The organism is Spirosoma aerophilum (assembly GCF_054782495.1).
Genome location: NZ_BAAGSJ010000013.1, coordinates 1,879,879 through 1,893,659 on the forward strand (window position 1 = coordinate 1,879,879; position 13,781 = coordinate 1,893,659).

The 13,781-nt window shown below is 40.0% G+C and carries 10 protein-coding genes; 7 read left to right on the forward strand and 3 right to left on the reverse strand.

From position 1 onward, the window contains the following. Window positions 1-411 precede the first annotated feature (411 nt). From ACYVK4_RS19165 to ACYVK4_RS19190, 6 genes are all read left to right on the forward strand, one after another. Window positions 412-1,737 carry a site-specific integrase gene (locus tag ACYVK4_RS19165; protein ID WP_461129135.1) on the forward strand — a complete coding sequence of 442 codons (1,326 nt, stop codon included), beginning with the start codon at window positions 412-414 and terminating at the stop codon, window positions 1,735-1,737. Between the two features lie 18 nt (window positions 1,738-1,755). Then, entirely contained in the window at window positions 1,756-2,799 is a 1,044-nt protein-coding gene (locus ACYVK4_RS19170) for a hypothetical protein (protein ID WP_461129136.1), read from the forward strand. Window positions 2,800-2,872: 73 nt separating this feature from the next. After that, window positions 2,873-3,235: a hypothetical protein gene (locus ACYVK4_RS19175; protein ID WP_461129137.1), complete on the forward strand. Its 363-nt coding sequence runs from the start codon at window positions 2,873-2,875 to the stop codon at window positions 3,233-3,235. After that, window positions 3,232-3,651 carry a VRR-NUC domain-containing protein gene (locus ACYVK4_RS19180; protein WP_461129138.1) on the forward strand — a complete coding sequence of 140 codons (420 nt, stop codon included), beginning with the start codon at window positions 3,232-3,234 and terminating at the stop codon, window positions 3,649-3,651. Before ACYVK4_RS19175 ends, ACYVK4_RS19180 begins: the two co-directional genes overlap by 4 nt. Window positions 3,652-3,835: 184 nt before the next feature. Continuing rightward, window positions 3,836-5,317 (forward strand): DNA primase family protein, encoded by a 1,482-nt coding sequence (locus ACYVK4_RS19185; RefSeq protein WP_461129139.1) that lies wholly within the window; start codon window positions 3,836-3,838, stop codon window positions 5,315-5,317. Between the two features lie 119 nt (window positions 5,318-5,436). Then, entirely contained in the window at window positions 5,437-6,687 is a 1,251-nt protein-coding gene (locus ACYVK4_RS19190) for a DUF6371 domain-containing protein (protein ID WP_461129140.1), read from the forward strand. 11 nt (window positions 6,688-6,698) lie between these two features. Here the strand turns inward: ACYVK4_RS19190 and ACYVK4_RS19195 are convergent, their stop codons facing one another. The 3 genes from ACYVK4_RS19195 to ACYVK4_RS19205 form a co-directional block, all read right to left on the reverse strand. Next, the gene (locus ACYVK4_RS19195; RefSeq protein WP_461129141.1) at window positions 6,699-7,526 is read right to left on the reverse strand and encodes a hypothetical protein; all 828 of its coding nucleotides are present in this window, start codon (window positions 7,524-7,526) and stop codon (window positions 6,699-6,701) included. A 98-nt stretch (window positions 7,527-7,624) separates the two neighbouring features. Continuing rightward, complete coding sequence (locus ACYVK4_RS19200; protein ID WP_461129142.1) at window positions 7,625-8,665, reverse strand: restriction endonuclease; 1,041 nt, start codon at window positions 8,663-8,665, stop codon at window positions 7,625-7,627. A 30-nt stretch (window positions 8,666-8,695) separates the two neighbouring features. Next, the gene (locus tag ACYVK4_RS19205; RefSeq protein WP_461129143.1) at window positions 8,696-12,478 is read right to left on the reverse strand and encodes a class I SAM-dependent DNA methyltransferase; all 3,783 of its coding nucleotides are present in this window, start codon (window positions 12,476-12,478) and stop codon (window positions 8,696-8,698) included. 218 nt (window positions 12,479-12,696) lie between these two features. Here ACYVK4_RS19205 and ACYVK4_RS19210 point away from each other — a divergent pair, with 218 nt between their 5' ends. Continuing rightward, window positions 12,697-12,909: an HNH endonuclease gene (locus ACYVK4_RS19210; RefSeq protein WP_461129618.1), complete on the forward strand. Its 213-nt coding sequence runs from the start codon at window positions 12,697-12,699 to the stop codon at window positions 12,907-12,909. Window positions 12,910-13,781 lie beyond the last annotated feature (872 nt).

Here is a 13,781-nt window from a genome sequence, read left to right on the forward strand (position 1 = left end):
TCGTCATGTAGATTTTCCCCTCGACCTCCTTTAAAATTGTGTTCTTGCTTCAAGTTGGTTCACAATTTTATGACTTGATCCAAAAAGCTACCGTTGGAATAACTGAGCAACAAAAAAGCACTTACCATTGCTGATAAGTGCTTCTTAATTTGGGACTTTAGATGTCGGGGTGGCAGGATTCGAACCTACGACCTCCTGCTCCCAAAGCATTAGCCCACAATACCAGATAGTATTTAGAATTCATATAAATACTTGGAATACAGTTAATTATATACATTTCTGTTTCTATTGATATTGGTTAGTATTGGCTAAAAATGTACCTTTGTTTCAACCAGTGTTTCAACCGGAAAGTTTATAATAATCTAGGCTTACATGAGATCAGGGCACATTTTACGCTAAACGTTTCAACCAATGGCAAGAGCAACAGAACACAAAGAAGGAAAAGCAACTGTAAACATTGTATACTATACTCACAAAACTCTATCAGACGGCTCTCATCCATTCCTTGTTCGTATCACTAAAGACCGTAAAAACCGTTGGATCTCTACAGGTATTAGCATACATCCTGAATTCTGGAATAAAGAAAAAAATACTTTCCGCAAAAATGTACCTGAGAAAAAACGTACGGAGCTAGAAGTAGCCTTAAGGAATTGGAAGGATAGATATACCGATGCTGCCGAAACATTAGCAGGTGATGATGAAGTACATGATGTTAAATCAGTAGCCGAAAAGGTTAGTAGTGAACGCCTTTCAACCAGAAAGTTTAAATTATTAACTTATTTTGATGAGATAATAAGCCAGTTTGATAAGGCTGGAAATATTGGAAATCGTAGGGTTTACCGTGACGTTCAGAACAGTTTACGCCGGTTTTTAGGAAAAGATGAGGACGTATCTTTTGAAGCTGTTACAGTTAAGTTCTGTAATGAGTGGGAAACTAAAATGAGAAGTGAAGGCGTAACTGAGGTAACCTTATCACTTCGCTTTCGTACTCTACGAGCTATCTTAAATAAAGCTATTGCTAACGGCTATTCTAAAGCCACCTCCTACCCCTTTGCCCGAAACAGCTCAGAAAAAAACAAATTCCAAATTGGTAAATTTGACACCAAAACCAGTAAGCGGGCAGTCAGTAAGGCAGATATTCGCAAGATAGACGCATACCAACCTTCAAAAGAAGAAGGCAAGTATGCCACCCTACGGAATACGCAAGAAAGACTACAGGTTGCCAAAGATATTTTCCTTTTTTCTTATTATTGTGGGGGTATCAACTTTGTAGATATAGCTGCTTTGAAGTGGTCAAACATTGGTAAAGACTTGGATAATAAACCCCGCCTATCATATATTCGGCAAAAGACTGGAGGTAAATTTACACTCCTGCTCATAACTCAATCTTTGGCTATTTTAGAACGTTACAGGCCACAAGAATTACTTAATACTAGTTACATTTTCCCCATCCTCAATTCAACCTTACATAAAACACCCGCTCAAAAGCATAATAGATGTAGTAAGATTATGGGACAGGTTAATGTTGATCTAAAAACTATTGGCATTGCAGTTGGCATAGAAACCCCTTTGACTACTTACGTTGCCCGTCATTCATTCGCAACAGCCTTAAAACGTTCAGGCGTTACAACTGGAGTAATCAGTGAGGCAATGGGACACCGTGATGAACGTACTACTCAGATTTACTTATCTGAATTTGAGACTGATTTAGTTGATGCAGCTTTTGAGAATTTGTAAACAACTCCTTCCGATAAGATGATGAAGCCAGAAAAACTAACGTTGAGTGAGTTAAAAAAGATGGAAGAGGGAGAAATACCCATGACCGAGGAGGGAAGAAATCAGTTAGAAAAGTTAAAATTACAACTCCATAATCTACCAACACTCACCGCTTTAGCAGCAGCTGCAACCAAGGGTTTATTAATTCCAAATACCCATACTTCCATTCTCGCTAAGTTGGGAGACACTTCAGTATCGAATAAACTAATATTCCCAAAACCCTATATCCCTGAATTTTTCACAAATCCTCAAGAAAGAAAAGCTTTTGCGAATCAGATGGAAATTCATAGAGAAGCTATGCGAACGGCTGTATCTTCTCTCGCTTCGGTTGCTTCACAATGGCAAGCTAATCAAGAAACAATTCGTAAATCTGTTGCTTCATTCTCCTTTGCACTTGAAAAGATACGATTTGATAATAGTCAGTTTGTACAGGTATTACAGCGAATCCAAAATGACCCTGTACTAAAACGGCGGTTTGACCTACTTGGAGAAAAAGAGAAAGTTATACGCTCAGTTATTAATAAATGGAAAGATCATCTAATACACCAGATTGAACATAGGCCATTTGATACGTTTGCTCATCAGTTTGAATATGCTTGTTATGAGCTTTTAGACGATGCAAGGAATAACGATCAATTAGCTGCAATTAGTGAACAAGATTTTGTTAATGCCTTAAGGTACATTGCTGAAAAGATTGTAGAGGATGGAAAGACAGAATTAGCAGAATGGAAGAGAAAGCGACAAACGAAAATTCTTCACGAAGGTAAACCTTTATCCGCTAGACAGAAAGTTCTCTTAGTCATATTACAAGACGGCCCCCCGTTTGAACGGCAAGGAGGCAGTAACGAATACAATCACTACCTAAAACTTTGTAAAAGATCAGACCGGACTGGGTATGCCAATGAATCTTGGACTAAAGCTAAATCTCTCATTAAAGACTATGAAGCGGTATCACATTTACTTACTGCCAGTCAAAAGAAAAAAGCTGATGATGAGACAATTATAATACGAGCAGGAAGATAGTAACCCCTTGCAACCACTTGCGCTATAGCCCGCCGTTACAACTTTGCACCAGTCAATTAAACATAAGACTGGTATGCAAAATCCTTTTGAAATTATTGTTACTCGTCTAAGCAACATAGAAGCGTTGCTTTTAGACATCAAACATCCCACAGTCCCAACTCCTCCTGATGCTGACCCCTACGGCGATTTTAAATGGTTAGCCGCAACATGCACCGGCATACCATCTAGCACCTTACGTATTCACTCAGCATCGGGCAGGATACCGGGTGTGGTCAGATTTGGTAAGCGTGTCCTATATGAGAAGGCTGTAGTCCTAAATTGGCTACGCAGCCAGACACGCCAACCAATTGATATGACAGAAGTTGAGCGTGTTGCTGATTTACAGGTAAACGCTCAACTTAGTAAGCGTTCGCAGAAGGAGGGCGTAAAAGGATGAGCCAGCTACCCGCTTTTCGGGAACTCCAAAACTTTATTGGAGAACAGACTGCCCGCAAACCTAGAAGTAAAAAGCCTAAGCCCGAAACCGCCAATCAATTAACTCGGCGTATAGTCACCTACGTTCAAGAGCATGGAGGTTATGCCACCCGTTTACAATCAACCGGAACTTACAGGGACGACCTCAAAAAATATGTACCAAGCCAACAAAGGGCAGGAATGCCGGACGTGTTAGCCGTTGTTGATGGGCGTGCTGCATTTGTTGAGGTAAAGGTCGGAAAAGATAAGCTGTCTGAAGTGCAAAAACAGACCATATCAGACCTTGAACGGGCCGGGGCCAGGGTTTACGTAGCTCAAACGTTTGAAGGCTTTCAGGAGTGGTTTACAGCTTATTTTTCAACTCCACCTTTTGCATAGCAGCCCTTATTTCTCACCAACCATTGGCGTGTTAGTAGCTGATTTAGTGCCAATGCTGTACGCACTGATGCCAACTCCCGCCATAGCGATGTATATCCTGTGGCTCATTACTGATTTCATCAACCGTAACTTGAATTCCAACAGAAAAAGGCGTTCCCCCGAACGCCCCTAACTCTCTGAAAACATGCTTAATCAATTAAACAAAGATACATTAACTGTATCAAAAATAACAGCTCAACTCAAGACTGATGCCCAACAAATGCGCCTAACCGCCTTTGTTGGTAAGTCCCATAAACAGTTAATGAACAGCCTGTTAGAACAGGTTGAAAAAGTTGACTTTCGGCAAAAGGCCGGGTTCGAACCTGACGACGATGAAATAAAGTTAAAAAAACCGCACCAACTAATTATTACGGTTGAGGAACTGCTAGACCTTGCTAAACGAAACAAATGGGGCTTATGTCGGCGGGAAGGGTTTTTCTACTCTTACAATGGTGCTTATTGGAGACCTTTGGAGAAAGATGACTTAAAAGCATTTTTGCGGCAAGCGGCCGAACGAATGGGTGTTGACAAATTCACCGCCCGGTACGTAGAGTTCTCCAAAGACTTGTTCGAGCAATTTACAGAAACAGCTTATCTATCCGCTCCTGAGGTTGATAGAGATACGGTAAAGATCAATCTGCAAAACGGGACGTTTGATATAAGCCCAATTAGCCAGCAATTACGCGCCCCAAATGCCGACGACTTTCTGACTTATCAATTACCTTTTGCATTTAACCCAGAAGCCACCGCCCCACAATTTCAAGCATTCTTAGACCGGGTGCAACCAGATACTGACTGCCAAAAACTATTAGCAGAATATTTAGGGTATGTCTTTATCAATCCGGCTAAGTTGAAACTGGAAAAGACGTTACTTCTTTACGGCTCAGGTGCAAATGGCAAATCTGTCTTTTTTGAGATCATAACCGCCTTATTAGGGCCGGATAACGTTTCTCACTATTCCTTGCAAAGCTTGACCAATGAACCCGCTTATTGTCGCGCTCATCTAGCAACGAAGCTAGTAAACTATGCCAGTGAGATCAATGGAAAGTTAGAAGCTGACACGTTCAAGCAAATGGTATCAGGAGAACCCGTTGAAGCTCGTTTACCGTATGGTCAGCCCTTTATATTGACTAATTATGCAAAACTCATTTTTAACTGTAACGAATTACCTGCCGATGTAGAGCATACTCCGGCTTACTTTCGGCGGTTCCTCATCGTACCTTTTGGCATAACGATTCCTGACCACGAACAGGATAAGCAATTAGCCGCCAAAATTATTTCATCTGAGCTATCAGGGGTATTTAACTGGATCTTAGAGGGTTTGAAAAGACTTTTAGGTCAAAACCGTTTTACGGATTGTGAAGCAGTAATAGAGCAGCTAGAAGCCTATAAACGACAGTCTGATACTGTGCGGATTTTTCTGGATGAGCAAGGCTACCAAACCAGTAGCGTTACAACGCCCCTGAAGGACTTGTACCGGGATTATAAAACCTACTGTTTAGAGAATGGATACCGGGCCGTTAACAACAAAAACTTTCAGAAGCGACTAAACGCTAACGGGATACAAACTGAACGTGCCCGATTTGGTTTCGTTGCCTATACTCATCGAACTGAGATTCCGTACTAAAATAAAAGTTGTTTTCCATCCTGCACAACCTACATAACCTACACAGATAGATTTTTGCCTGAATATAATGTGTGTAGGATGTGTAGCAAGTGTAGGCAAAAACAAACCTTTTTCTAACTATGCCAGCTACTACACAACTCTACCGATATAAATTCCCTAAAAAAGCCATTAAAGTGGACTGCCCACAGTGTGGGCCGCGCCACCGTAAGACACTAAGCCGATACATAGATACAAAGACGGGTGAAGTTTTGCCGGAAACCTACGGACGTTGTGACCGTGAAAGTAATTGCGGCTATTCACTCAGTCCTTACCAGAAAACTGCAACGGGCCTAAGCTATGCTGATGAACAGAAACAGCCAGCTATACCAAAAACATGGTTTCACATGGCCGGAAAACAGAAGCGGAATCACGTGCAAAGAAGTAGTGTAATACAATGTTTAATGGATATGCAAGGTGCAACCTTAGAACAAGCTGAGCGAGTTGTAAATTATGTTTTTGATAAGCCTGCACAATCTGCACGATCTACACAAGTCCCGGTTATCTACACTATTCCTGACGAGATAATAAAACAATCATTGAGCCACTATCAACAAAATCAGTTTGCCCGGTTACTCGTTAGGCAGTTCGGACAAACTCAAGCGGATGAACTATTACAACGCTTTCAGGTTGGTACGTCGTCCCGTTGGCCGGGTGCGTGTGTGTTCTGGTTAACTGACGAACATTGCCGTACCCGTTCAGGTCAAGTTGTGTTATTTACTGACGATTGGCATAAGGCTAACTATACCAATCAAGAAGGCAACAAGAAAGTTTGCATCAGTTCTGTAAGTTATGGCCTGATGCGTCGATATGCACAGCAACAACAACAGCCCCCTGATTGGTTAACTAACTACCATGACAAAGCCCCCCGTTGGCCGGTGTTGTTTGGCTTACAACAATTGGCAATTGCGCCAGTAGATCAGCCCGTAGCAATTGTAGAAGCTCCTAAAACCGCAATTATCTGTTCAGCCTTAATACCGGGTTTCTTATGGTTAGCAGTTGGAGCATTATCTTATTTGAACGCTGAACGAATAGCCCCCTTGCGCTCCCGTTCTATCATGCTGTTTCCTGACTTATCGAAAGACGGAAAAGCATTTGCCCGCTGGAGCAAGGTAGCTGACGAACTCAATAATAAGGGCTATCAAATCAGAATTTCAGACTATCTAGAGCAACGGGCAAGTAAAGAACAAAAAATAAAAGGATTTGATCTAGCTGACTTTTTATTAATGACTGATAGACCAAGCCCGCGCTGGATTCGGGACGGGTTAATTATTTACGGTGAAGTGTTAGATGTGGAAATAGGCGATGATTACCCAGCGGAATGGGATATATAAAGATTTATAATTTACTCCGACTTAGACATACTCAGGTATTTCAACTCAATAGAGTCAGGGTTTTCAGGTTTATAAATGAATTTCTTAATTGTATTATCCACTGAAGAAAAAGAATGTACACACTGTTCTTTAACGTATTCACATGTCTCTTTAAGCGATTCATTTTGCTTTATCATTAAATCAATTTGATTACTACTATAAGATTCCCATCTCTCTTCTCCGTCTTCATCTTCATATTGAATGTTTCCACCAGACTCTTCGATATAATCTAGATCGTGTAAAGTGGTTTGATACTTACTATAAGTATTAAATAGATTTTCTATGTTATATGCATATTCAATCAAAATTGCTCTAGAATCTTCATTCAAGTAAAGCGAGCTTATGTAGACTTTTGCCAAGTATTCGCTTAGTAGATTTTTTAGAAATTCATTTTGAGCTAAGTGTTTTTTGAAAGTCAACTTTGAAAAATTTATTTTTTCGCTAATCGCTTTACTTATCTCATAAGCTTTAGAAAATAGCTCCTCCAGATGGTTGTATTGACGCTTTATATATTCTGTATGAGATACCTGGAACGCAATATTACTCCTTCCAAGTTCCGCTTTCAGAGGCTCTATTTTTTCTGCTAGCTCAACTTGAATAGTCATTTTAAATAATTCAAATGACTTATTGAATTCATCTTTAACAGATTCTTCAAGTCTTACTTTTTGTCTAATAAACAGCGTTTCAATATATTCTCCGATTCCTTTTTCGATAGCCTTGAACCCAAAAAGCTTAATGAATAGAGAAAAAATTACAACTAAGGTAAAAGCACCCGCTATATAGTTAACAAAAAAATCCATTTAATATGAGAGGTTTTATGTGAAAAAAGCTTATCTTCTTATTTTACAAAAAAGCATATACTTAAATGCAAAATTTAGAATTTCAAATTCTAAGACCGTTAGTTGCTATCAGGAAGAGTTAAAGTCCAAATCTTCTTCAATGGAATTTCACTTTTTATCTCCTCATCCAGTTTATCATATACACTAAATAACTCCTGCAATAAAATTTTTGAATCCCATAACCTAACTTTAAAAAATTGATTCGGGATTTCTTTATATACGCTAGTTTTGAAACCACTCCAAGAAACAAGAATTCCAAAATCAGCCTTAACATTTGACATTACACCAACAAGTTGATCTAAAGTTGGACGATCAACCTGTAAATCAGTTGTCTTCACTTGGACGCAAATTTTAGGGTTACCAAACCCAAGTGGTTCAGGGGCAGCTAACAAATCAATTCCTTTATCTGGACCTTCAGATGATCTGAAAACTTTATATCCCTTAGCTATTAAAATACTTTCTATTAGTCTCGCCATATTATGGCCTTTAAATTTTCTGCCAATATGCTTTGCTATTTGGTCATAAGCCGTTTCCTCAAACTCATGGTATTCTTCTGCATCGTTTGTCTTTGTATCATCTGCTTGGATAACGGTTGATAAAGGCACATTTTTTCTATGCCAATTATTAGTTCGTAATGCCTTCAGTCGGCTTTCAGCATCGTTCCTACTTATTTTACATACCGTTAAAAAAGCACCAAGGGAGTAAAGTATATCTTGATCAATGGAAGTCCTAGGAATATCAGTAGCAAACCAGTCAACTTTTATAAAGTGATAAAAGGGATTCTCGTTCGCTAAATTAAACTGGTATGTTTCTTTAACCTCTCCGAAATGTATAGTGGGTTTAAATTTACTAGGTAAAGCTATCCAGTCTCCTATTTTTATTTCTTTTGAAAAAGCCCAAATCTGACCTGCCCAATTGCCTATTTTTCTAGGTTGTTCTGTACCATACCTCTCCGATAATGATTTTGATAAATGCGGCCAGTCTTTGATTGCTGTCAAATCAATTTTTAAATTATCCCATGTTAAATAAATCTTATTGTCAACGAGAAATTTATTTTCAAATTCTCCAGATCTTCCAGATCTTACTAACCAAATCGACATTAGATATTATATTTAATAGAGTTATTAACTTTACTTTCCTGCCTTAATAATTGCTACTTCATCTTCTGTCAAACCATACAAATCATAAACCAATTGGTCAATCTCTGCTTCTAATGCAGAGGTATCAGCGGTTGGGTCAGTTGACTTGGCCGTTAGGATTTGGTCAACTTTGGTCGTTAGAATCTCTTGTGAGTCGGCAAGACATAAAGGAATTGGGATTTGTCCAAAGTATTGATAAATGAGTTGAAAGCCGTTTTGAATAGCTGTGCAATAATTTGAGATCAGATACCAACCCATTTTGGAATTGAGTAGCGCAAATAAACCTTTATCAGATTTGGGCATTATCCACATTGAGTTATTGCAATACGAGCCTTGCTCGTCATAAATAAAAGCCGGTTTTACTTGAAATACTTGGTACATGATTTTAGGCTTAGCAAACTCATCATAATAATCGCAGGCTCTCAACTCCCACCAATAATCGCCTTTATCAGTTCTAACCTTCGCTTTCTCTTTGTATGATAATAAATGTCTGTAAACGGCAGGGTAGGTAAGCTTTAGCCATTGTTCTGCATCTACACCTTTTCGATTTTGGTTGGTAAAGCCTTTCTCAAACAAAATCAAAAATTTGCTTGCTTTAGGAACCCCGAACGACTTAACGTCACGACCTAAAATAAACGGCCGTATTACTTTAGCACTTTTGTCATTTTCGGCAATTAATTGATTCTTGGTTATTTCATCTATAACAAACGCTTCAGTCAAGCCAGTTTTTATACCATAAAACGCTTTGTTATCAATGTATTCACTCAATGGTATTACGTCCGTCAACAGTTTGTTACGTAGTTTTTGTTGTTGAGCATTCGCTAGCGTCCAACCCTCATCTTGCATTGCTGATATTGAAATATCAAATCGAACATTTGCAACATGCTTACTTAAACCAGCTTCATAGGTTAGCGTTTGCAAGTTGACTGCATGGAACGTATCAAGAGGAACAGCTTTCTGAGCTTGAATCACGCAGGGATAAGTTGTTGCGTCGTCAAAAACCTGTAAGTCGCCAAAGTCGTCAATTTCAATTAAACGCTCTTTTTTGAAAAATCTACGCAAGCCTAATCCATAACCCGCCCTCATCCATTTATTAGGCATTATATAAACGAATTGACCGTCAGGACGTAAAATATTAAATCCTTGTTCAACAAAGAATACATATAAATCCGCCGTACCTGAGTAGGTTTGAAATGTGTTTTTAAAGTAAGCTTTTGCTTTTTCGCCTAACTCCTCTTGCCGTATATAAGGCGGATTACCAATAATGGCATCAAAGCCAACGAAGTCCCCTTTCTCGTTCAGCACTTCAGGAAATTCAAAACGCCATTCAAACGAGCCGCGATAAAGAGCATTGTTTTCAATGTCACTGATTTCGTTTTCAGCTAGTTCAATCAGTTTGTCGTACCGTTTCCTTTCCAGTTCAATTAGTTTGGGGTCTTTAACGGTATCGAAAATGCTAAGCTCACTGTCTAACAAAATGCGTTCACCCCGTAGTTTTGCCAGCTTTTTACGGCGAGGGTCGCGATTAATAACCGTTTCGCGGAATTGGCTTTTTATATCGTTGATGAAGCGTTGCAGTTCGGCTTTAGCTTCCTTACTCTTTGCTTCTTTGTACGCTTTTACCGCGTCTTTATATATTCTCAAGCTAAACTTCTGCTTTTTGAAAACGTCACTTAAATCTTCTTTCAGACTAAACTTGCTTAATAGGCTATTACCTTGCTTAATATTTATATCAATGTTGGGTAGCGTTTCCAGTTCCGTAAAGCCGGATTCATCAGTGTAGTATGCATTCTTTAATAATTCAATCCAGAGCCTTAACCGACAGATCTTTACTGAGTTTGGGTTTATATCGACCCCAAATAGGCAATTTTCTATAATAGTCTGCTTTTCGTAAAATAAGGTCTTTTGTACTCGTTGGCGTTCATAAGTCGGTTTACCCGTCGCGCCCAAAACGTACTGAAACGGGGTTTCGTCCTCATCCTGCACAACTAGTTCATCGTTTAGGATACTGATAGTATAATCCTTTATCCTCTTGCCTTTCTCATCTTGTAATACGCCTAAATCAGACTTAACAGCAATTAGCTCATTCAACGCTGATACCAGAAAGTGACCTGAACCAACGGCGGGGTCGCAAATCCTAACTTCATTGATAAGTGTGTTGGCTTCAGCCCGGTCAAGGTCTTTGTTTTCGAGAGCCGCAAAGTCTTTGCAATACCATCCTTTGGCATCATTGAATTTCTGAATGACCGCTTTACGGATGGTTTCGCGGCACATATACTCCGTAATAAAGCCCGGCGTATAGAAAGACCCGTCTTTATAACCGTTAATCTTCTCAAAGATTAACCCTAGTACACTAGCATTAATCAGTGTCCGGTTCTTTTCCTGTATTTCTTCCCGGCTCTCTGATGCAAAATCGTAGGCATCTAAGAAGGCAAACAGGTAAGCCAGCGTACTTACCTCTTTAGTGTTTTTATAAGTCGGGTTATCTCTTAGTACGCTGTTACGCAGTATTGGCAATGTTAAGCCGTTGTCTAGTTGGCTTACTGGTATTGTATCGTTTTCTAGTTCGGTCAGCTCAAACAGCGAGCTATTCAGGTAAGGAACCCGGCCAAACTTGGTTTGAATAGATGCTTGTCGTTCGGATGGTTTACGGGCTAATACACGAAAGAATAGCTTGTTGAGTTCGTCAAAATCAGGTATCGTTTCCCGATTCAGAAAGGTATAGTCATTGTTACCGTTGTGATATTTGACTAATTGCGACTCTAACAGCTTTAGAAATAGAATTCGGTTAACCCACGTAATACAAAGTTCTAAGGCAACGCTAAACAGTTGTTCATCGGTTTTTGCTCCGTACTGGCTACGGTCGTGAAGTTGATAGAACTTACCGGATGAATCCAACTCGATTAATGCATTTTCAAGTAAAGAGCCTTCATCTCTCTTTCCCGCTTCTTTGCGCCGTATAACCTTTTTACCGCCTTCTTTAACCTCCTCTAATCCGATGAGGTGTAAGAGTTCAGAATAGAATTTAGGGTTAAGGCGGTTGCTGTCGGTAGCCGTAGGCAACTTCAGCAAATGGATAGGCGACAGTATTTTATAGAGCGACAGTAAAGCCTTGTCGTTTACCTTATCGGCATCAGCTACTATTTTCTGATAGTCCCGTATATCAAAATAGGTAAAGGGAATCTCATCAGTGAGTTCGGCCAAAAAGGGCTTTATAATCTCATTATAGAACAGGTCATTATTCTTACTAACCTTTTGGCCCGATGCCCATGCTTTATACTCTTTGGCTAAATGAGTGTTCCGATAGAATAGCCGATCAATTAGAGCCGCGTCAAAGATGAACCATTCGAATACGTTGGTAATGACACAATGCCTTATATCACTGTTTTGAGAGCGTTGCCGTTCCTGAAAATAATAAAGTAGTAGTTCGTGAAAGGCTTTCGTGTTGATGTTTTGCCGGGTTATCATTTCGCCCTTATTGGCCGGACGCTTCACTTCAAACAGTACCCCGGCTTGGGTAGTCGCGTCTTTACCCAAGTGGATAACAAAATCCGTTTTACCCTTTGGCGCGACAACGTGAGCATCCCGATAATAGACTTCTTTCAAAAAGTCCATCAAATGGTCTTTTACATTCTCTTCACTTTCCTTTTCGTTAATGAGCGGTAAAAGCTTTAAATAACTGGTTTTAAATCGTTCAATTTGGTCACGGGTAGCGGGTTGAAGAGCATAAACACGATCAAGAGATTTTGCCGGTGTGCGGGCGGAAAGAAGCATTATTTTGTGTATATTTAAAGAGCTACCAAGTAAGGTAAAAAGCTATCTAGTACCAAATAAATTGGTGTTCAAGACAGTAAAAGACAATCATTTTTATCAGCATATAAGTCTTTAAAATTATGCCCACCGTAAGAAACCCAATACGCCCTTGGGTGATGAAAGCCAAACAACCCACGAACCAAAAGCCCAATGGGGATATACCCGCTAATTTCTATCGTATGGCTGCATGGCGAAAACTACGCGCAAGAGTATTAGATAACTACCCTTTTTGCGTTCATTGCCAACAGGTGAATCGTTTAACAACCGCTCAAATGGTTGACCATATCAGACCCATTCGATTAGGCGGGGAGCCGTTGGATGAAGCAAACCTGATGCCCTTATGTAATCGTTGCCATCAGGTTAAGCGGGGCAAAGAACGCCATCAGGGGTAGGGTATATTAGTTAGCTGAAGCCACTTTACCCGTTAACCGCTGACCTCCCACGCATAAGCCTATGCAAAAAAATCAATAGGGGGTTAGCCCTTGGGCGTAATAACCCTGATAGATGCGCTGAGGCTATTTTTCTGACTAGGTAATACACCCGTAAACCATAGTCGAATGTGCCACGAACATAAGCTGAACATACCACAAATGCCCGCGAATCAGTGAGTGGTATAAGGCATATGGGATGTGAGTTCAGGTTCTTACCTTAGCCCCCATCTGTTAACCGCTGCATAATCCACCACGTAATGAGTCAAATTAGATAATGGGGGGGTTGCCTATTTCATATGTTTTCATTAATGAGGCATCGCCACTATCGGTTTCATCAACTCACCGCCATCTGGGGGTATGTTGCAAACTACAAGGTAAGCTGATCTATTAACCGCTACCTAGCTTTTCACACGTACCGTCAAAAGCCGGGAGGGGGTTAAAGCCTTGACTACTAGAGGGAGGGGTATAGTAAATTTCCAGAACCAAAGTCGATCATTAACCGCTGTGTTACCAAAAAAAATCGCTGTCAAAATTCAGGGCGAATTGTTGTCAATCATGAATAATTGAGGCATCAAAACGACCTATACTCTCTCTAAAGCCTATTTTCGTCTTATTTAGAAAGCAGGAATAATAGGCATTAATTACCCTAAATGCCTGCTTTTACATATGAATGTGAAGCATCCCCGTCTGCTTATCTTGGTCGCGTTTCTTATAGGATAGATAGCCGTGAACAGATAGGCCCATTCCTTTTTGCCCCCCTAGCTTAATGCCGGGATAATCTAACAAGTAGTCATAATTGGCCCAAACGTAACGGGGGTATTTTTGGCCTAATA